A 19,260-nucleotide genomic window follows, 5' to 3' on the forward strand; every position below is an offset into this window, starting at 1 on the left:
GGCCCTGCCGCTCACTCGGCCTCGGCGATCACCTGCTCGGCCATCCGGCCGGCCACCGCGTTGCCGGCCAGGACGCCCAGGCCGATCGCGGCGAGCAGGAGGACGGTGCCCAGCCACACCATGGTCTCCACCGGCACGGTGTAGGCACCGACCACCTTGGCGACGCACTCGGCGAGCAGCGCGCCGCCCCAGATCAGCGAGAACAGCCGCTCCCGGCGGGCGAAGCGGGCGTCGCCGGTGGCAAGCCGGTCCCAGGCGGCGGCGCGGTCGGTCCGGCCCTTGACGATGAAGGGCCGCAGTCCGGCGGTCATCAGCGGTCGGCCGACCAGGGCGGAGACCATGACCGAGACGCCGATCACGCCGGTGGTCGCGCCGTCCTTGGCGAGCATCAGCCGCGGGTCCCCGGCCACCGCGGAGAGCGCGATGCCGACCGTGTTGACCAGCAGCATCAGCAGCGCCAGCCCGTTGACCCGGCGCTCGCGCAGCAGCGCGGCGGCGGTGCGGACGGCCGGGACGGCGCTGCCCAGGGCGAGCGAGGCGACCAGGCCGAGGCCGAGCGCGGAGTGGGCGACGTAGTAGGTGGCGAGCGGGACGGCCACGTCGATCGCCAGCGGCCTCAGCGCGGCGGTGCGCGACTCGCTCGGCGCGGTGGTGGCGTGCGCGGTGGTGGTGGCCATGGTCCGTCTCCCCTGTCCGGTCGTTCTCCCGTTGCTCCCAAGGCTCCCGCGGCGGCCCGGTCGGTCGGCAGTGTCGCCCGTGCCGGAAAGCGCATGACGGATGTCATGGTTGGGCACCGTCCCCGGGCCCGGCTGAGTACCCGTACTCAGGCCGGCGGCCGGCCCGGGGCCCGACCATGGCTGGCATGGACCTCCACTTCACGCGCGTGGGCATCACCGCGGTCGGATCCTGCCTTCCGGAGCGGGAGTTGACCTCGCAGCAGCTCCAGGACGAGGTGACGGCCGGCAGCGGGCTGCGCCTGCCGGAGCGGACCTTCGAGAAGGCGACCGGGATCCGCACCCGGCGCTTCGTCACCGACGGCGAGTACGCCTCGACCCTGGCCCTCGGCGCGGCCCGCCGGGCGCTGGCGGGCGGCGGGTACCTCCCGGCCGACATCGACCTGCTGGTGTACGCCTCCGCCACCCGGGACGTCTGCGAGCCCGCCACCGCCCACCTGGTGCAGGCAGAACTCGGCTCCCGGGCGCACGCGTTGGACGTCTCCAACGCCTGCAACAGCTTCCTGAACGGGATCGACACGGCACGCGCCATGATCCTGGCCGGCCGGGCCCGCCGGGCACTGGTGGTGACGGGGGAGACCCCGAGCCGGGCGATGCGGCGCGACCCGGGCGGCCTCGCCGAGTTCCGGGACGGCTTCGCCGGGTACACCTTCGGCGACGCGGGCGCGGCGGTGGTGGTGGAGCCGGTGGCGCGCGGCGGCATCCTCGACGTGGAGACCGAGACGGCGTCCGAGCACTGGTCGGTCGGCGGCATCCCGGGCGGCGGTTCGCGCCACCCGCGCGGCGACGAGTGGAGCTACTTCCGGGGCGGCGGGAAGGAGTTGCGCGGCGTGTTCGAGAAGATCGGTGGCGACATCCTGACCCGGACCGCCGCCCGGACCGGCTTCGGCTGGGACGCGTACGCGAAGGTGCTGGTCCACCAGGTGACGCTGCCGTACCTGGAGCGCTTCGTGGAGCTGACGGGGGTGCCCGAGGAGAAGCTGGAGGTCACCGTGACCGAGCTCGGCAACCTGGCGAGCGCCACCATCGGCGTCCAGCTCGACCGGGTCCAGCACGGCCTGGCGCCCGGCGACCGGGTGCTGATGGTGGGCCTCGGCGGCGGGGTCAGTCTGATGACGATGGTCTGGGAGAAGTCATGACCGAGCTCTGGGTGGTGGTCCCCGCCTACCAGGAGGCCGCCCGGATCACCGGCACCCTGGAGGCCCTCGCCGCGCAGCGGGACCGGGAGTTCACCCTGCTGGTGGTCGACAACGGCTCCACCGACGCGACCGCCGAGCTGGTCCGGGCGTTCGCCGCCCGGGCGCCGTTCCCGGTCGAGCTGCTCACCGAACCGGAGAAGGGCGTCGGTTCGGCGGTGGACACCGGCTTCCGGTACGCCATCGCGCACGGCGCCGCGCTGCTCGCCCGCACCGACGCCGACTGCCTGCCGCAGCCCGGCTGGTCCGCCGCCGCCCGGGCCGGGCTGGTCGCCTCCCGCGGCCTGGTCTGCGGCCACATCACCGCCCGCCCCGACGAGCACGGCCCGCTCGGCCGGTCGGTCTTCCGCACCCTCGTCGTGCTCGGCGCGTTCTTCGGCCGGATCCGGCCCGCGCACCACCGCCGGCACGGCTACCTGACCCCGTACCGGATGCACGCCGGCAACAACATGGCGATCACCGCCGAGCTGTACCAGGCGGTCGGCGGCATGCCGCGCCGTCCCTCGCCGACCGACCGGATGTTCATCAACGCGGTCCGCCGGCACACCACCGCGATCGTCCACCGCCGCGACATGGTGGTGCAGAACTCCACCCGCCGGATCCGCGCCTACGGCGTGCTCGGCACCGCCCGCTGGTACCTGGAACGCGGCGCCGGCGCGCGCGGCGTCGACGTCCGCTGAGGAGAGCGCCGTGCTCGACCGCCTCGACCACACCCTGCGCACCGGCGGCAGCCGGCCCGCCCTGCTCGACGCCACCCGCGGCGGCCGCCCGCGGGTGCTGGCCCGCTGCGACGAACTCGCCTCCGCGGCCGACGGGCTGGCCGCCGCCCTGCACCACCGGTACGGGCTGCGGGCCGGCGACACCCTCGGCGTCGCCGTCCGTCCCGGGCCGCGCGCGCTCACCGTCCTGCTCGCCGCCCACCGGCTCGGCCTGCGCACCGCCGTCCTGGACCCCGCCGCCGGGCCGGACGTGCTGCGCGCCCGGCTCGCCCTCGCACCGCCCGCCCTGGTCCTCGCCGACGCCGCCGCCCAGGCGGTCGCTGGCTGGGCCCGCCCGCTCGCCCGCCACGCCGACCTCGCCCTGCCGCCGCTGCGCACCCTCGGCCCGGTCGCCACCCTCGGCCCCCGCCGCCCCGGCTGCGCGCCCGCGCTCGCCACCACCGGTGCCCCGCCGCCGGCGCCGTACGACGGGGACGGCGACGCCGTGATCGTCTTCACCTCCGGCACCACCACCGCGCCGCGCGCCGTGGTCCACACCCGCGGCGGCCTGGCCGCGGGCATGCGCGGTGTCGCCGCGCTGGTCGACCCGCGGCCGGGCTCCGCCGTCCTCGGCGGCACCTTCTTCGTCCTCGCCCCGGCCCTCGCCGCGGGCGCCACCGTCGCCCTCCCGGCCCGCTCGTCCCGCACCCTGCAGCGCCAGATCGACGCCCTGCGACCGGACGAGACCTACCTGACCCCGCCCCAGCTGCGTTCCCTCGACCGGTTCACCGGCCGGGTCTGGACCGGCTCCGCCCCCGCCTCCGCCGCGCTGCTCGCCCGGGTCCGCCGGTCCGGCGCCCGCCAGGCGTGGGGCGTGTACGCGCTCACCGAGCTCTTCCCCGCGGCCGCCGTCGAGGCCGCCGACAAGGCCGCGTTCACCGAGGACGGCGACCTGCTCGGCCACCCGCTGCCGGGGGTCACCACCCGGCTCGGCGACCGCGGCGAACTGCTGCTCGCCGGCCCCGCGGCCCGCGACCGCTACCTCGGCGAACCGTCCGACCCCTGGATCCGCACCGGCGACCGGGCCCGGATCGACCCCGGCGGCCGGATCGTGCTGGCGGGCCGGCTCAAGGACATGGTGCTGCGCCGCGCCGAGAACATCTACCCCGGCCTGTACGAGCCCGCCCTGCACCTGCCCGACGTCGAACTCGCCGTCCTGGTGGGCGTCCCCGACCCCGCCCGGGACGGCGACGAACGCCTGGTCGCCCTCGTCCAGGCCCGTCCCGGCGCCGACCCCCGCCGCCTGCGGGCCGCCCTCCAGCAACCCCTCGCCCGGATGGGCAGCGCCCGCCCCGACGCCCTGCTGCTCGCCGACGTCCCGCTCGCCGGCCGCTCCCGCAAGCCCGACCGCGCCGCCGCCGCCCGCTACTGCGCCAGGCACCTGGACGCCCGATGACCACCCCCGCACCCCACCCCCCTCCCGGCTGCCCGGCCCACGCCCACGCCACCGACCGCGCGCCTGCCGACACCGGCTCCCCCGCACTCTCCCCCTCTGCCGCGCGGCGGGCCGACCGGGGCGTGTACCTGGCCTCGCACCCGGTGCTGTTCGCGCTGCTCGCGGCCACCCGGCGCCGCCCGGTGCTCCGGCTGGGGCGGACCGTCCTGGTGCACGACCCCGACGCGTACCGCCACGTCCTCACCCGCGTCCCGCTGGACCGCACCGCGGAGCACACCACCGGCGGCGCCGCCGCCCGCCTCACCGACGGCGGCGGCCTGCTCTTCGACCAGGACGGCACCGAACACCGGGCCGCCCGCCGCGACCTCACCGCCCGGCTCGGCGCCCGGGCCGTCGCCGAGCTGCGGCCCGCCTGGCAGCGGCTGCTCTCCGACCGGCTGGGCGAGCTGCGCGGGCCGACCGACCTGGTCCCGGTCGTCCACGAGCTGGCCGGTGCCACCGCCGCCGCGCTGACCGGCAGTCCGGCCCCGCCGCTCGCGCTCGCCGACGCCGCGCTGGGCGCCGCCGCGGCGGCCGCCCGCGACCATCTCCCGACCCTCCGCCCCCGTACCGGAACCGCCGAGCGGGCCGCCGCCCGGCTGAACGCGCTGCTGCCGGACCCGCGCGACGCCATGCTCGCCGTGGCCGCCGTCAACACCACCGTCGCCGCGCTGCCGCGCGCCGCCGCCTGGTGCGCCCGGGCCCGGCTCTGGGACCGGACCGGCCCCGAACTCGCTGCCGAGCTGCTCCGGTTGACCGCGCCGTCGCCGATCCTTCCGCGGGTCGCCGCCGCCGACGCCACCGTCGCCGGCATCCGCGTCCGTCGCGGTGACCGGCTGGTCCTGGTCGCCCGGCACGCCGCGCAGTCCCACCGCGACTCCCCCGCCGATCCGGCGGCGGCCGCCCAGGCGGTCTTCGGCGCCGGACCGCACGCCTGCCCCGGGGCCGCCCTGGCCCGCGTCCAACTCACCGACTTCCTGGCGGCCCTGGCCCCGCACCGGCCCGTGCTGCTCCGGTCCGTCCCGGCCCGCCGCACGGCACTCCCCGGCTACGCCGAGGTCGTCGTCACCGGCGACCGGGACCACCGCCCGACTCCATGAACCACCGTCACCACGAGCGAGAGGCAGCGGACGTGCGCATCGCCATCACCGGGGCGTCCGGTTTCTGCGGCGCCCGGGTCGCCCTCGCGGCGGCCGCCCGCGGCGCGGACGTCCGCTGCCTGGGCCGCCGGCCGGGCCCGGTGGGCACGCACGTCCGCTGGGACGCGGCCGCCGAACTCCCCGACCTCGGCGGCGCCGACGTGGTCGTGCACTGCGCGGCGGCGGTCGGCGACCACCTCCCGGGTTCGCCGGCCGAGGCCGAGCAGTTCGCCGTCAACGTGGACGGCACCGCCCGTCTGCTCGAAGCCGCCGCCGGCCGCCCGGTGGTCTGGGTGAGCAGCGCGAGCGTCTACGACCCGCGCCCGGACCGCTCGTCGGTGACCGAGGAGCACCCCACGTCCGGTGGCCACCTGAACGCCTACGGCCGCAGCAAGGCCGCCGGTGAGCGCCTCGCGCTCGCCGCGGGTGCCGTGGTGCTGCGTCCGCGCGCGGTGTACGGGCCGGGCGATCCGCATCTGCTCCCCCGGCTGCTGGCCCGGGTCCGGCCGGGCGGGGTCCTCGCGCTCCCGGGTCCGGACGTCGGGTTGAGCCTGACCTCGGTCCACAACCTGGCGGCCGCCTGCCTGGACGCCGCCGGCTGGCCCGCCGGCGCGTACAACATCGCCGATGCCCTCCCCTACCGGCGGGACGCGGCGCTGCGCCGGGTGCTCGCCGCGCACGGGGTCCGGGCCCGGATCCTGCACCTCCCGCTGCCCCTCACCGGGCTGGCCCGGCTGGCCCGTTCGCGCACGCTGACCCCGTACGCGATCGACCAGCTGGCCCGCAGCGTGGTGCTGGACACCACCAAGGCGCGTGCCCTGGGCTGGCGTCCGGTCCACGACCTCGACGGTTTCTGCCGCGACAGCGCGGAGCGCCCGCACACCGGGGGTGTGCGGGCGCTCGGTGAGCAGCGGCCGGGCTAGCTCTTGGCCGCCTTCTTCACCAGGATCACCACGGCGGCGGCGATGCCGACCAGCAGCAGGATGTTGATCAGGAAGCCGACCAGGCCTGCGACGACGCCGATCACGAACCACATCAGCTTCCAGGCGACCACCAGCGCGATGATCGGGACGACGATGTTGCGCACCCACGAGGGCAGCGACTTCCAGAGCTCAGCCATGTCCGTTCCTTCTCTCCCCTCGGGCTCGGCGTCGGTCTGTTCCGCCGCGGTCCCGCTGTCTTCCGGTACTTCGACCGTACATGGACGGCAGAGGGGAAACGAGGGCTCACGGCCCCGAGAGAACCCGGAGATCACCCCGAGACCCGGCCTGGGGGCATCCCCGATCCCGCGGTTCGGACCGGTCAGACCGGCCAGCGCTCGCCGCGCCAGGCGGCGTCCCAGAACATCCACTCGTAGCGCGAGGTGGTGGTGAAGTGCTCGACCGCCCGCCGCCGTTCGGCCGGGGAGATCTCCTCGCCGAGCCGGTCGGTGAGCTCCAGCACCCGGCGGACCACCGACTGGAAGGCCTCGTCGCCGTAGGTCGCGATCCACTTGGCGTAGAGCGGCTCGGGGGAGGACTTGGCCAGCAGTTCCTCACCGACCCGGGCGTAGATCCAGTAGCAGGGGAGGACCGCGGCGACGGCCTCGGCGAACGAGCCGCCGTACACGGTGGCCAGCAGGTAGCTGGTGTAGGCGCGGGTGGTGGGCAGCACCGGCTCGTCGGCGGCCTGTTCGGCGCTGCCGCCGAAGGCGGTCATGAACTCGGCGTGCATGCCCTGTTCGGCGGCGATCGCGCCGACGGCGTCGTCGGCGAAGGCCCGGACCTCGGCCTCGCCGGGTGCCTTGGCGGCGCAGACGGCGAGCGCGCGGGCGTAGTCGCGCAGGTAGTGCGAGTCCTGGACGACGAAGTGGCGGAAGGCGTCCTGCGGCAGCGTGCCGTCGGTCAGGCCGCGCAGGAAGGGGTGGTCGAGGATCTCCGCGTAGATCGGCTCGATCGCCGCCCACAGCTCGTCGGTCAACTTCACGGGTAAACGCTCCTCACAGGCTGGTTCACGGCTCCGGCGGCGAGAACACGACCAGGACCCGCAGTTCCTCGGTGATGTGGTGGAACCGGTGCGGCACCCCGGCGGGGACGTAGGCCACGGTGCCGCGGGCGACGGTGGTGGTCTCGTTCCCGACGGTCAGCTCGGCCCGGCCGCTGATCACCTGGTAGATCTCGTCCTGGTCGTGCGGCGTCTGCGGGTCGGTGTCCCCGGGGGAGAGCGCGAACAGCCCGGCGGACATGTTCCGCTCCTTCAGGAAGCGCAGGTACGCGCCCCGGCCGCCCGCCCGTTCCACGTCCAGCTCGTCCAGCCGGAACACCTTCATCGGCGCCGCTCCTCTCCGGGTCCGGCCCCATTGAACAACATCGCCGCCAAGAGCTTCCCAGCGGCCGCTGGGCCTGCGACGATCCGCTGCATGAAGAGTTTCGCGGTCAAAACGCTCATCAACGCGCTGGCGATCTGGGTGGCGGCCTGGATCGTCACGGGCATCACGCTGTCCGGGGACGACTGGCAGCAGAAGACGGTCACGGTGATCGCGGTCGCCCTGATCTTCGGGCTGGTGAACTTCCTGATCAAGCCGTTCGTGAAGCTGTTCTCCCTGCCGCTGTTCGTCCTCACCCTGGGGCTGATCACCTTCGTGATCAACGCGCTGATGCTCTGGCTGACCTCCTGGGCCTCGGACAAGCTCGACCTGGACTTCCACGTGGACGGCTTCTGGGCCGCGCTGCTCGGCGCGCTGATCATCAGCGTGGTGTCCTGGGGCCTCAACCTGGCCCTCGGGGACGACTGAGCCCGGCGCCGCACGGCACGAAGGGCCCGCCACCGGATCGACTCCGGCGGCGGGCCCTCGTGCTCTGCGCCCCTCAGCCCGCGTTCTCGCAGCCCGGTGCGGAGAGGATGCTCGCCAGCTGCGCGTCGAGCTCGCCGCCACTGAGCTCCTGGCCCATCGGCACGATCCGGTCGGTCCGCGCCAGGAAGGCGATCAGCGGCGCGGCGGCGGCCCGCAGCATGGCGTCGCCCTCGGTGGAGTGCAGCACGATGCACACCTCACCGAGGTCGTCGCCCAGCGGGTGGATGTGCACGTCTCCCTCGCCTGTGGGCCGGCTGATCCCGTCCACCATGAGCTCCCGGGCGAAGACCCAGGTGACCGGGGCGTCGCCCGGGAGGTGGAAGGTGAGGGCGACCGCGAACGGGTCGTCCGCGTCGTACTCCAGGTCGACCACGATGCGGAAGGAGAGCTCGGTCGACGCCACGAGGTGCATGACCATGTGGGCTTGGACTGTGCTGTGCATGCGCCAGTACCTCTCGTGTTCACTGCGGTGGAACGGCCTGTGGGGACGTTTTGTGAAGTTTGTGTCCCTGAGTCCCCGTTCGATCCTCATCGTCCACGTTTGGCAACGATCCGGACAAGATGAGCTTTTTCAAATGGTGAACGAACACGGGCGGATGTCAGCGAACGAATGACGGGGACATCGCGCCGACCAGCGAGCGCAGCCGCCCGGCCGCGGGCGCCAGCCGCTCGGACTGCTCCAGCGGCAGCGAGATCGCCATGGTGGCGACCGCCGAGCCGATCGTGATGGGCACCGCGGCGCACACCGTGCCGAGCGCGTACTCCTGGCGCTCCAGCACCGGCATGGTCGGCCGGGCCGAGGCCAGCCGGCGCATCACCACGGCCGGATCCGCCACGGTGGAGGGGGTGAGGGTGTCCGGGCGGTACCGGGCCAGGTGGTCGCGCCGCTCCTCCTCGCCGAGCTGGGCGAGCAGGCAGAGTCCGACGGCGTGCGCGTGCGCGGTGGCCCGGAAGTCGGCCCACTCCTCGACGGCGGGGCGGCCGCTGTCGGAGACCACGTCGACCACCCGGACCTCGCCGTCCTCGTAGACGGCGTAGTACACGGCGGCGTCGAGCTCGTCGCCCAGCTCCTCCATCCGGCCGCGGAGGTCGGTGCGCTCGGCCTGCCGGGAGTCGGCGCGGCTGATCCCGTCCACCGAGTCGCCGTAGAAGAACTTCCCGCCGATCCGGCGCAGGTAGCCCTCGTGGGTGAGGGTGCGCAGCAGGTGGTAGGTGGTGCCGAGGGGGAGGTCGGCGGCGCGGGCGAGCTGCTTGGCGGTGGCGCCCTGCAGGTGGTTGCCGACCGCCTCGAGCAGGCGCAGGGCGCGCTGCACCGAGGTGATCAGAGTGGGGGAGCGGGGCGTCCGTATGCCCCGCTCCCCCTGCCCGGTCGCCTCCGCCGTCTGGTCCATGGCCATCACTTCCCCCTAGCCACGAGGAGCGGTTTGCTCCACTTCCGCCCGATAGCGGCTCATTGCAGCACAGGGCCACCCGGCCTGCAATTATTTCCCTGCACACAGAGCCCGTTTCGCATTCGATTCCAAGGTGGAAGGCGCACTCAGTGCCACACAGGCGAATCCCCGGCGCCGATCAGCCTCGACATCGAAGATCCACTCGCACAGGTTCCATCGACCGACCCTGACACACCCGGGCACGCCGGATCCACCGTTCGGCGGAACCGGCCACTCCGATTCGTTCGTCTGTGCGAGTTTCACGCCCTCCGCCGCGCGGGAGACTCCCGCACAACGCTCGCGCCCCCGGAGGTGGCAGCATGGTCGGCCCGGTCCGCCCGGTCGTCAAACGCACGGCCAGGGCGATCCTGCTGGAGCTGGACCCGGACAACCCGCACGCGCCCGCCACCATCGTGCTGATCAAGCGCGTCCGGCCGGGCTCCCCGCACCCGTACTGGATCACCCCCGGCGGCGGCGTCGAGCCCACCGACCGGAGCGTGGTCGACGCCCTGCACCGCGAGGTGGACGAGGAGCTCGGCGGCAAGGTCGAGGACGTGGTCCCCGCCTTCGTCGACACCGTCGCCCACTCGCACCACGAGGACGGCACCCTGGCGCACCCGCACGGGGTCAAGGTGCAGCACTTCTTCGTCTGCCGGCTCACCGGGATGGACCCGGCCCGCCGGCACGGGCCCGAGGTGGACGAGCCGCACGGCGAGTACGAGATCGTCCGGCTGCCCTTCACCCGGGAGGGCGTCACCTCGGTGAACGTGGTCCCGCCGAGCCTGCGCCGCTACCTCGCGGCCAACATCGAGGGCGTCCGCGCGCTGCTCGCCCCCGACCTGGGCTGACCCGGCCGGGGCCGTCAGGCCAGGTCGTCCACCAGGTCGTGGTGGATGTCCCGGCTGCGCAGTCCGGAGCGCTTGAGCGCCGCCGTGCCACGCCGCACCATGGCCGGCGGGCCGCTCAAGTACGCCCGGAAGCCGTGCCACGGCGCGTACCGGGCCACCACCTCGGGCAGCTCACCGGCCAGCGCCTGGCCCGGCGCCACCTGCTGCTCGGAGACCACCGGCCGCACGGTGAGCCAGGGGTGCAGCTCGGCCAGGCCGCGCAGCCGCTCCAGCTCGTACAGCTCGGAGCTCTGCCGGGCGCCGTAGAAGACCTCCACGGAGCGGCCGGCCGCGCCGTGCTCGGCGACCTCCTCGACCAGCGCGCTGATCGGCGCGATGCCGGTACCGCCGCCCACGCAGAGCAGATTCGCGTGCGCCGCGTGGTCGACCACCATGCCGCCGGCCGCCGGCCCCAGCCGCAGCACGTCGCCCGGGGCGGCCCGGTGGACCAGCGCGTTGCTCACCCAGCCCGCCTGCACCGCCTTGACGTGGAAGGTGAGCAGGCCGTCCGGGCGGGGGGCGGTGGAGAAGGAGAAGTGCCGCCACACCCGCGGCCACCAGGGGGTCTCCACGGTGGCGTACTGGCCGGCCCGGTAGGGGTAGGCCTGGTCGGGGCGCAGGGTGAGCACCGCGATGTCCCGGGTGCGCCGCTCGTGCGCCACCACCTCGGCCTGCCACCAGGGCGGGGAGGTCCGGGCGGCCTGCTCGGCGGCCTCGATCATGATCGAGGAGACCAGGCCGTAGACCCGGCGCCAGGCCAGCTCGGTCCGGGTGTCCCAGCGGCTGCCGCAGTAGCGGGCCAGCGCGGCGATCAGGCACTCGCCGACCGGGGCGTAGTGCCCGCTCAGGGTGCCGTACTTGCGGTGCCCGCTGCCCAGCCGGGTCAGGTACGCGGTCAGTCCGGCGGGGTCGTCGGCGCTGGCGGCGGCCATCAGCAGGGCGTGGAACAGCCGGTCGCGCTGGACGTCCATGGCGGCCGGGAAGAGCGCCCGGACCTCCGGGTGGTTGACGAAGATCAGCGCGTAGAAGTGGGCGGTGGCCCGGTCCGCGACCGGCTCGACCACGGCCAGCGTGGCGCGGATCAGCTCGATGTCCTCGGCGGTGGGCGGCTGCAGCGCGCCCGGCTGCTCCGGTGCGGCAGCCGGGGCGGCGGGCGCCTCGGCGAGCGTCTCCAGCGCCCAGGCCCGGCTCCAGCTGTCACCCGGGCCGGCCCAGTTGAGGCCCGGCGCGTCGGTGAACAGCGGCTGGTAGCCGGTCGGGTGGACGTCCTGCGGCAGGCTCGGCGCGGGGATCAGCGGCGGCTCGCTGGGCTTCGCCGGAATGGCCGGCAGCGCGGCCGCCGCCGTACCGCCGTCCTCCTCGGCCGGCCGGTCCACGGCCGCCTCCGGCTCGGGCTCCGGCTCCGCCTCGGCGGGCTCCGCGGCCGGAGCGGCCGATGCGGCCGATGCGGCCGAGGCCGCCGGAGCGACAGGCAGCAGCCCCGGTACGTCGGATGCCGCCGTCGAACCGTGTCCGGCCCGGACGACCTTCAGCGGCCTGCTTTTCAGCGCGATCTGACGAGTGCCCAAGAGAATCGTTTCGCTTCCGGTCGACCAATCTGCTGACGCCTTCAGCACATTGGCACCACGCGTGAAGCTCATCCGACAAATCCCGCGAATCCCGGACACCCGCGCCCGGCGCGCGCTAGGCTCGCTCGACCTGTGGCCACCTTGCGCAGTGGAACCACCACGCAAGGTGACCGATCACCGTGCCTCAGAGCCGGCGCAGCAGCGTCCCGGGCTGCTCGACACAGTCCGCGACGAAGCGCAGGAAGCCGCCCGCCGTGCCGCCGTCGCACACCCGGTGGTCGAAGGTGAAGGACAGCTGGGTGACCTGGCGGACCGCCAGCTGGCCCTCGTGCACCCACGGCTTGGGGGTGATCCGGCCGACGCCGAGCATCGCCGCCTCGGGGTGGTTGAGGATCGGCGTGGAGCCGTCCACCCCGAAGACCCCGTAGTTGTTGAGCGTGAAGGTGCCACCGGTCAGCTCGGCCGGGGTGAGCGCGCCCGCCCGGGCGGCCTCGGTCAGCCGGGCCAGCTCGACGGACAGCTCCTCGGTGCGCAGCAGGTGGGCGTCGCGCACCACCGGCACCACCAGGCCGCGCTCGCTCTGCGCGGCGAAGCCCAGGTGGACGGCGGAGTGCCGGCGGATGCCCTCGGCGACCACGCTGGTGTTGAGGTCGGGGAAGCGCTCCAGCGCGGCGGTGCAGATCCGGGCCAGCAGGGCGAGCACGCTGACCTTCGGGCCGGGCGCCTCGTTGAGCTGCCGGCGCAGGGCCATCAGCTCGGTGGCGTCGGCGTCCACCCAGCAGGTGGCAGCCGGGATCTCCTGGTGGCTGCGGGTGAGCTTCTCGGCGATCGTCCGGCGCAGCCCGCGCAGCGGGACGATCTCGTCGGCACCGGCCGCTGTTTCACGTGAAACAGCGGGCACCGGGGCCGGGGCGGACAGCGCCCGCTCCACGTCGCGCCGCATGATCAGCCCGTCCGGGCCGCTGCCGGCCACCGAGGCGAGGTCGATCCCGTGCTCGCGTGCCATCCGGCGCACCAGCGGCGAGATCACCGCCACCACCCCGGGGACCGCGGCCGCGGCCGGGGCCTGCGCCGCGGGTGCCGCGGGTGCCGCGGGTGCCGCGGGTGCCGCGGGTACCGCGGGTGCCGCGGGTACCGCGGCGGTGGCGTTCGCCACCACCCGGCGGCGCCGGGCGCCCTTGCCGCCCTCGGCGACGCCGTAGCCGACCAGCGGCCGTTCCACCTCGGCCACCGGCGCGCCGTCCGCCGGGGCGACCGCGACGGTCACCAGCGGGGCGCCGACCGGAACCTCCTGGCCGACCTCGCCGTACCGCGCGGTGACCACCCCGCCGTAGGGGCAGGGCACCTCGACCACGGCCTTGGCCGTCTCCACCTCCACCACCGGCTGGTCCACGGCGATGACCTCGCCGACCTCCACCATCCAGCGGACCACCTCGGCCCCGGTGAGCCCCTCACCGAGGTCGGGCAGCGTGAATTCCCGTACGACCGCCATGGCCATCAGTCCTCCCACTGGAGCCGGGCCACGGCGTCCAGGATCCGGTCCACCCCGGGGAGGTGGTGGTGCTCCAGCATCGGCGGCGGGTACGGGATGTCGAATCCGGTCACCCGCAGTACCGGGGCGGACAGGTGGTGGAAGCACTTCTCGGTGAGCCGGGCGGCGATCTCCGCGCCGGCCCCGCCGAAGCCGCTCGCCTCGTGCACCACGACGGCCCGCCCGATCGAGCGGACCACCTCGCAGGCGGTCGCCTCGTCGAACGGCACCAGGGAGCGCAGGTCGAGCACGGCGAGGTCCCAGCCCTCCGCCTTGGCGGCCTCGGCGGCCTCCAGGCAGACCGGCAGCGAGGGGCCGTAGGTGATCAGCACCGCGGAGTGCCCGGTGCGGCGCAGCACGGCCTTGCCGATCGGCTCGACCGGCGCGGTCGGGTCCCACTCCGTCTTGCCCCAGTAGAGCCGCTTGGGCTCCAGGAAGACCACCGGGTCGTCGGAGGCGATCGAGGCGCGCAGCAGCCCGTAGGCGTCGGCGACGGTGGCGGGGGTGACCACGTGCAGGCCGGGGGTGTGCGCGTAGTACGCCTCGGAGGCGTCGCTGTGGTGCTCGACGCCGCCGATGCCGCCGCCGTAGGGGACCCGGACGGTGATCGGCAGCGGCAGCTTGCCGCCGGTGCGGTTGCGCATCTTGGCGACGTGCGAGAAGAGCTGCTCCAGCGCCGGGTAGGCGAAGGCGTCGAACTGCATCTCGACCACCGGGCGCAGCCCGTACATGGCCATGCCGACGGCGGTGCCGAGGATGCCGGCCTCGGCGAGCGGGGTGTCCAGGCAGCGCTCGGGGCCGAACTCGGCGGTCAGGCCGTCGGTGATCCGGAAGACTCCGCCGAGGGTGCCGACGTCCTCGCCCATCACGTGGACGGTCGGGTCGGCCCGCATGGCGTCGCGCAGGGCGCCGTTGAGCGCCTGCGCCATGGTGGAGGTCCTGGTGGCTGTGCCGTTCAGGGCGGGAGCCGTGGTCATCAGTGGTGCACCTCGGCCTCGGCGGCCAGTTCGGCAGCGAGCTGCGCGGCCTGCTCGCGCAGCTGCTGGGTGGGCTCGGCGTAGACGTGGGCGAACAGCGACATCGGGTCGAGCTCGGGGTCGGCGTGGAACTCGGCGCGCATCCGGGCGGCCAGGGCCTCGGCCTCGTCGGCGGCGTCCTGGACGAGTTGCTCGTCCAGCAGGCCGAGCTCGCGCAGGGCGCGCTCCATGAGCAGGATCGGGTCGTGCTCGCGCCAGGCGGCGACCTCCTCGTCCTGCCGGTAGCGGGTGGCGTCGTCGGCGTTGGTGTGCGCCTCGACGCGGTAGGTGAGCGCCTCGACCAGGGTCGGGCCGCCGCCCTGCCGGGCCCGCTCGACGGCCTCGCCGAGCACCGCGTGCATCGCGGCGGCGTCGTTGCCGTCCACCAGACGGCCGGGCATGCCGTACCCGACGGCCTTGTGGGCCAGGGTCGGCGCGGCGGACTGCTGGGTGAGCGGGACGGAGATGGCGTAGCCGTTGTTCTGCACCAGGAAGACCACCGGGGCGTGCAGCACGGCGGCGAAGTTCAGCGCCTCGTGGAAGTCGCCCTCGCTGGTGCCGCCGTCGCCGAGCATGGTCAGCGCGACCACCGGGTCGCCCGCCAGGCGGGCGGCGTGCGCCAGGCCGACGGCGTGCGGGGCCTGGGTGGCGAGCGGGGTGGAGAGCGGCGCGGTGCGGCTGGCCTTCGGGTCGTAGCCGGTGTGGGCGTTGCCGCGCAGCAGGGTCAGCGCCTCCAGCGGGTCGACGCCCCGGGAGACCACGGCGAGGGTGTCGCGGTAGCTGGGGAACAGCCAGTCCTGGTCGCCGAGGGCGAGTGCGGCGGCGACCTGGCAGGCCTCCTGGCCGGTGGAGGCCGGGTAGACGGCGAGCCGGCCCTGCTTGGTCAGCGTGGTGGCCTGCTGGTTGTAGCGGCGGCCGACGACCAGGCGGCGGTAGAGCTCGCGCAGCAGCGCGGGGTCGGCCTTCTCCACGGCGGGTGTGCCGAGGACGCGGACCGGTGCGGTGTCCGGCAGCAGGGGCGCCGGGTCGGTGCGGGGGGCGGTGGCGCCCGGGAGCCAGCCGGGTACGGCGGCTGTGTGTCTGTGGTCGAGAACGGTCATCTCGGGCACCTCCGGGGGTGGTGGGGGCTCCCTACCGATTGTTCGGTCGTCTGTTCATCTTGACCAGAAGCGTGACAAGGTGGTGGACAGTCGGCCCGAATGGCTGTCTTCTGGAGTCAGCACGTCCAATCAGCAAGGGTGGGGGGCCATGTCGGCTGAACAGATGTCCAGACTCGACCGTGTCGACCGGTCGATCCTGCGGCTGCTGCAGCAGGACGGTCGCGCTTCCATCCGCTCGGTGGCCGAGCGGGTGCACGTCTCCCGGGCCAACGCGTACGCCCGGATCTCCAGGATGGTCGAGGACGGCATCATCCGCGGCTTCACCGCCCGGGTGGACCACGAGCGGGCCGGCCAGGGGGCGACCGCCTACATCACCCTGAAGATCGTCCAGAACTCCTGGCGGACGGTCCGCGAGCAGCTGCTCCAGCTCCCCGGCGTCGCCCACATCGCGCTGGTCGGCGGCGACTTCGACGTCCTGCTGCTGGTGCACACCGCCGACAACCGCTCGCTGCGCGAGCTGGTGCTCAACCGCATCCAGTCCGTCCCGCAGATCCTCTCCACCCAGACCATGCTGGTCTTCGAGGAGACCGACCAGGTCCCTCCGGACCTGTGAGAACGCCGCTGCCCCGGACGGCGGGCCGTCCGGGGCAGCGGGGTGGTGCGGGCCGTGCGGGTCAGACGCCGGCCACCGCCAGGGCGGCGACCCGGTCCACCGGTCCCGCGGCGAAGGTGTCCTCGGTGTCCATCCAGCGCGACCAGCGGCCGACGGCGTAGTCACCGTTGGCGTTGAGGATCCGGCCGTCGGCCACGCCGAAGACCCGCAGGCTGGAGCCGGTCCAGGTGGCGGCGATCGCGGTCATCGGGGTGGTCTGGCCGGTCGCGCCCGCCACGTCGCCCCATCCGCTCCACGCGCCCGCCGCGTAGTCGGCACTCGCCTGCCGGACCCGGCCGTCGGCCAGCACCAGCAGGTGCTGCTTGCTGCCGACCGAGACGGTGGCCAGTCCGGTGACGGTGCCCGGCAGGGCGCCCACCGCGCCGGTGACGTCGCCCCAGGCCCAGCGGCCGCGGTCGTAGTCGGCGTCGGCGACGTGGATCCGCCCGTCGGTGCCGACGCCGTCGATGTGCAGCACGTTGCCGTTGGCCGCCGCGGCTATCCGGGTGAGGCCCCCGGAGGGCAGGCCGATCGCGCTCGACACGTCGCCCCACGGGTACCAGCGGCCGGCGCCGTAGTCGGCGGTCGCCTCCAGCAGGCGCCCGCCGGCGACGACGACCACGTGCATCCGGTTGCCGATGGCGGCGACCGTCACCTCGGTGGCGGGGGCCGGCAGCGTGCCGGGGCCGGACGTGTCGAGGTTGTACCAGGGGGTCCACTCGCCGCTGTCGAGGTCCCGGTCGGCGGTGTAGACCCGCCCGCCGGCGACGGTCACGGCGTGCAGCCGGTTGCCCAGGTAGAGCTCGGCGAACCGCTGGTTCGGGTCGGACGTGCCGCCGGGGGCCGGGATCGGGTGGTAGAACTCCCAGACGCCCCGGGTGTAGTTGGCGCCGGCGTTGACCGGGCCGGACGCGGTCCGGGCCAGCAGCTGGACGCGTTCGCCGGTGGAGAGCGCGTCGGAGGTCGGCGCCGGCACCAGCCGGACGTCCTCGGCCGCGACGTACGCCAGCCGGTGGTTGTACTGGATCGGGTAGTACGTCCGGCCGCCGGTCACCAGGGTGCGGTCGTGGGCGGCGCTGCCGTCGACGGTCGGGGCGTAGTAGAAGTCGCCGGCCACCGGGGTGGTGGTGCCCGGCACGTAGGACTGCCCGGCCGGCAGGGTGGCGCTCAGCGGCGTGATGTTGGGGTCGGGCACCGGGACGCCGGCCGCCGTGTAGGCCTCGGGTTCGGGGTAGGAGCGCCCGTACACCGGGACGGACGCGGCGCCCGCCCGGGCCGTCAGCAGGAACTGGCCCTTGCGGTTGTCCGCGGCGGCGATCGAGCCGTCGTTCCAGAACCACGCCTTCTGGCCGTTGAACCAGATGGCCGTCCACTGGCCCTGGATGTCGGCGACCGCGTAGCTGCTGCCGGCCACCGCCTTGTCCGTCCAGTCGGAGGCGTTCTGGGTGCCGTTGCCGATCAGCGGGCCGCCGGGGGAGGCGTACAGGTAGACGAAGTTGACCGGCTGGGAGGCGGCCCCGTTGACCACCGGGCGGTAGGCGTTCGAGAACGGCGGGTTGATCACGACCCGCCCGCCGACCACGTAGTTCCGGTCCGCGCCGACGTGGGCGCCGACCAGGTCCATGTAGTGGTTCCAGTCCCAGAACGTGCCGGGGTCCCAGTGCATGCCGGCGACGGCGCTCTGGGTCGGGCCGGGGACCTCGTCGTGGCCGATGATGTGCCGACGGTCCAGCGGGACGCCGAAGCGGTCCGCCAGGTAGCGGGTCAGCGTCGCCGACGACTGGTACAGCTGCTCCGAGTACCAGCTGGCGCCGCTCAGCGCGAAGCCCTCGTGCTCGATGCCGACGCTGTGCATGTTGAGCGTCTTGTTGCCGGCGTGCCAGGCGATGTTCTTGTCGGCCACCATCTGGGTCACGTGGCCGTCGTTGGACCGGATCAGGTAGTGCGCGCTCGCCTCGCTGGACGCCTTCTGGAAGGTGGCCAGCGCACCGGCGTAGCCGCCCTCGGTGTCGTGGACGACGATGTAGTCGATGTCCGCGCCGGTCCGCGCGGCGATCGAGTAGTTGCCGAAGTCGCCGGTGGTGGCGCCGTACTGGGCGTACGCGGCCGGGTTGAAGTCGCAGTTGAGGGTGGCCGGGCACTCGAGCGGGTCGGCGGCGGCCGCCGCGGGGAGCGCGGTGCGGACCGCGGCCCGGGAGGCCGGCTGGCGCTCCACCCCGCGGTCCACCGCCGGGCTGTGCGCGGCAGCGGCCGGGTCGGCCGCCAGGGCGACCGGCTGGCCCTCGGAGGTGGTCCGGGCCGCACCGACCTTGAGGGTGCCGTAGACCCGGTCGGCGAACTCCCGGCCCTCGGCCCGGCCGTCGCCGGCACCGCCGTTGCTGAACGCCACCACGGCGCCGAACCACGCCGCCGGGTCGGCGGCCAGTGGCCTCTTCCCCCGGCGCTGCTGCTCGGCCAGCAGCGCCGCACCGCCGCGGATCGACTGCAGGGTGTTCTCGCGCAGCTCGGCCGCCGGGCGGCCGATCAGCTTGGCGGCCGCGTCCAGCGTGTGCAGCGCGGGGCTGTCCACCGGGGCCTCGGGGGCGGGCACGGCGTGCTTCCGGGCCTTGGGGTCGCCGTCCCCGCGCAGGTCGACCTCGGGCTGGGCGGCGGCCTGGGCCGCGGCGACCGCGGCCAGGTCGACCTGGGTCAGCCCCATCACGTTGTAGTTGCCGGTGGTGCTCGGCCTGCCCTGGTGGGACTCCCAGCGGGTCTGCTGGTAGGCGACGGCCAGCAGCAGGCTCTCCGGGACCTTGAACTCCTTGGCCGCGGCGGCGAACTGGGCCTGCAGGCCGGCGGGGGCCTCGGGCTGGGCCAGGGCCGGGCCGGAGCCCGCACCGGCCACCAGGGCCAGCGCCGCGGCCGAGGCTGCGGCCGTCCGCAGCGGCAGTCGTCGGGTGAACGGTTTACGGGTGGGCTGGGGCAACGGGTCGTCCGATCTT

Annotated in this window: 19 protein-coding genes; 8 read left to right on the plus strand and 11 right to left on the minus strand. The window is 74.5% G+C overall.

Features of this window, described 5'->3' with window-relative positions:
• Positions 1 to 11 precede the first annotated feature (11 nt).
• The gene (locus tag ACGFX4_RS08845; RefSeq protein ID WP_393071284.1) at positions 12 to 677 is read right to left on the minus strand and encodes a VC0807 family protein; all 666 of its coding nucleotides are present in this window, start codon (positions 675 to 677) and stop codon (positions 12 to 14) included.
• Positions 678 to 862: 185 nt separating this feature from the next.
• Here ACGFX4_RS08845 and ACGFX4_RS08850 point away from each other — a divergent pair, with 185 nt between their 5' ends.
• The 5 genes from ACGFX4_RS08850 to ACGFX4_RS08870 are packed head-to-tail and all read left to right on the plus strand — an operon-like array spanning position 863 to position 6,185.
• Positions 863 to 1,873 carry a 3-oxoacyl-ACP synthase III family protein gene (locus ACGFX4_RS08850; RefSeq protein WP_393071285.1) on the plus strand — a complete coding sequence of 337 codons (1,011 nt, stop codon included), beginning with the start codon at positions 863 to 865 and terminating at the stop codon, positions 1,871 to 1,873.
• Positions 1,870 to 2,610 carry a glycosyltransferase family A protein gene (locus tag ACGFX4_RS08855; RefSeq protein WP_393071286.1) on the plus strand — a complete coding sequence of 247 codons (741 nt, stop codon included), beginning with the start codon at positions 1,870 to 1,872 and terminating at the stop codon, positions 2,608 to 2,610. The genes ACGFX4_RS08850 and ACGFX4_RS08855 overlap by 4 nt, the downstream gene beginning before the upstream one ends.
• A gap of 10 nt (positions 2,611 to 2,620) precedes the next feature.
• Positions 2,621 to 4,084 carry an AMP-binding protein gene (locus ACGFX4_RS08860; RefSeq protein WP_393071287.1) on the plus strand — a complete coding sequence of 488 codons (1,464 nt, stop codon included), beginning with the start codon at positions 2,621 to 2,623 and terminating at the stop codon, positions 4,082 to 4,084.
• Complete coding sequence (locus ACGFX4_RS08865; protein ID WP_393071288.1) at positions 4,081 to 5,223, plus strand: cytochrome P450; 1,143 nt, start codon at positions 4,081 to 4,083, stop codon at positions 5,221 to 5,223. The genes ACGFX4_RS08860 and ACGFX4_RS08865 overlap by 4 nt, the downstream gene beginning before the upstream one ends.
• A gap of 32 nt (positions 5,224 to 5,255) precedes the next feature.
• Positions 5,256 to 6,185, plus strand: a complete 930-nt coding sequence (locus ACGFX4_RS08870) for an NAD-dependent epimerase/dehydratase family protein (protein WP_393071289.1) — start codon at positions 5,256 to 5,258, stop codon at positions 6,183 to 6,185.
• On the opposite strand, the gene ACGFX4_RS08875 is transcribed toward ACGFX4_RS08870, so the two are convergent.
• The 3 genes from ACGFX4_RS08875 to ACGFX4_RS08885 form a co-directional block, all read right to left on the minus strand.
• Complete coding sequence (locus ACGFX4_RS08875) at positions 6,182 to 6,382, minus strand: DUF5326 family protein (RefSeq protein WP_393071290.1); 201 nt, start codon at positions 6,380 to 6,382, stop codon at positions 6,182 to 6,184. The two genes, ACGFX4_RS08870 and ACGFX4_RS08875, sit on opposite strands and share 4 nt — an antisense overlap.
• 182 nt (positions 6,383 to 6,564) lie before the next feature.
• Positions 6,565 to 7,227 (minus strand): thiaminase II, encoded by a 663-nt coding sequence (gene tenA, locus ACGFX4_RS08880; protein WP_393071291.1) that lies wholly within the window; start codon positions 7,225 to 7,227, stop codon positions 6,565 to 6,567.
• Between the two features lie 25 nt (positions 7,228 to 7,252).
• Entirely contained in the window at positions 7,253 to 7,570 is a 318-nt protein-coding gene (locus tag ACGFX4_RS08885) for a cupin domain-containing protein (protein ID WP_345698234.1), read from the minus strand.
• A 90-nt stretch (positions 7,571 to 7,660) separates the two neighbouring features.
• Between ACGFX4_RS08885 and ACGFX4_RS08890 the strand changes: the two genes are divergently transcribed.
• Complete coding sequence (locus tag ACGFX4_RS08890; protein ID WP_393071292.1) at positions 7,661 to 8,035, plus strand: phage holin family protein; 375 nt, start codon at positions 7,661 to 7,663, stop codon at positions 8,033 to 8,035.
• 73 nt (positions 8,036 to 8,108) lie between these two features.
• On the opposite strand, the gene ACGFX4_RS08895 is transcribed toward ACGFX4_RS08890, so the two are convergent.
• Both ACGFX4_RS08895 and ACGFX4_RS08900 read right to left on the minus strand, forming a co-directional pair.
• Positions 8,109 to 8,537: an SsgA family sporulation/cell division regulator gene (locus tag ACGFX4_RS08895; protein WP_393071293.1), complete on the minus strand. Its 429-nt coding sequence runs from the start codon at positions 8,535 to 8,537 to the stop codon at positions 8,109 to 8,111.
• A 157-nt stretch (positions 8,538 to 8,694) separates the two neighbouring features.
• On the minus strand, positions 8,695 to 9,492 hold the full coding sequence (locus ACGFX4_RS08900) for an IclR family transcriptional regulator (protein ID WP_393071294.1): 798 nt from the start codon (positions 9,490 to 9,492) through the stop codon (positions 8,695 to 8,697).
• 353 nt (positions 9,493 to 9,845) lie between these two features.
• Between ACGFX4_RS08900 and ACGFX4_RS08905 the strand changes: the two genes are divergently transcribed.
• The gene (locus tag ACGFX4_RS08905) at positions 9,846 to 10,373 is read left to right on the plus strand and encodes an NUDIX hydrolase (RefSeq protein ID WP_345698230.1); all 528 of its coding nucleotides are present in this window, start codon (positions 9,846 to 9,848) and stop codon (positions 10,371 to 10,373) included.
• A gap of 14 nt (positions 10,374 to 10,387) precedes the next feature.
• Here the strand turns inward: ACGFX4_RS08905 and ACGFX4_RS08910 are convergent, their stop codons facing one another.
• The 4 genes from ACGFX4_RS08910 to pdhA form a co-directional block, all read right to left on the minus strand.
• Positions 10,388 to 11,980, minus strand: coding sequence for a globin domain-containing protein (locus tag ACGFX4_RS08910; protein ID WP_393071295.1), 1,593 nt, complete (start codon positions 11,978 to 11,980; stop codon positions 10,388 to 10,390).
• Between the two features lie 184 nt (positions 11,981 to 12,164).
• Positions 12,165 to 13,472, minus strand: a complete 1,308-nt coding sequence (locus tag ACGFX4_RS08915; protein WP_393071296.1) for a dihydrolipoamide acetyltransferase family protein — start codon at positions 13,470 to 13,472, stop codon at positions 12,165 to 12,167.
• Positions 13,473 to 13,477: 5 nt separating this feature from the next.
• Positions 13,478 to 14,488 carry an alpha-ketoacid dehydrogenase subunit beta gene (locus ACGFX4_RS08920; protein WP_393071297.1) on the minus strand — a complete coding sequence of 337 codons (1,011 nt, stop codon included), beginning with the start codon at positions 14,486 to 14,488 and terminating at the stop codon, positions 13,478 to 13,480.
• Positions 14,488 to 15,627 carry a pyruvate dehydrogenase (acetyl-transferring) E1 component subunit alpha gene (gene pdhA, locus ACGFX4_RS08925; RefSeq protein ID WP_393071298.1) on the minus strand — a complete coding sequence of 380 codons (1,140 nt, stop codon included), beginning with the start codon at positions 15,625 to 15,627 and terminating at the stop codon, positions 14,488 to 14,490. Before pdhA ends, ACGFX4_RS08920 begins: the two co-directional genes overlap by 1 nt.
• A gap of 163 nt (positions 15,628 to 15,790) precedes the next feature.
• Here pdhA and ACGFX4_RS08930 point away from each other — a divergent pair, with 163 nt between their 5' ends.
• Positions 15,791 to 16,240 (plus strand): Lrp/AsnC family transcriptional regulator, encoded by a 450-nt coding sequence (locus ACGFX4_RS08930; protein ID WP_393071299.1) that lies wholly within the window; start codon positions 15,791 to 15,793, stop codon positions 16,238 to 16,240.
• A 61-nt stretch (positions 16,241 to 16,301) separates the two neighbouring features.
• Here the strand turns inward: ACGFX4_RS08930 and ACGFX4_RS08935 are convergent, their stop codons facing one another.
• Positions 16,302 to 19,244, minus strand: coding sequence for an N-acetylmuramoyl-L-alanine amidase (locus ACGFX4_RS08935; RefSeq protein WP_393071300.1), 2,943 nt, complete (start codon positions 19,242 to 19,244; stop codon positions 16,302 to 16,304).
• Between the last annotated feature and the right edge of the window lie 16 nt (positions 19,245 to 19,260).

Origin of the sequence: Kitasatospora sp. NPDC048365, from assembly GCF_043200835.1 — a bacterium.
Lineage (GTDB): Bacteria > Actinomycetota > Actinomycetes > Streptomycetales > Streptomycetaceae > Kitasatospora > Kitasatospora terrestris.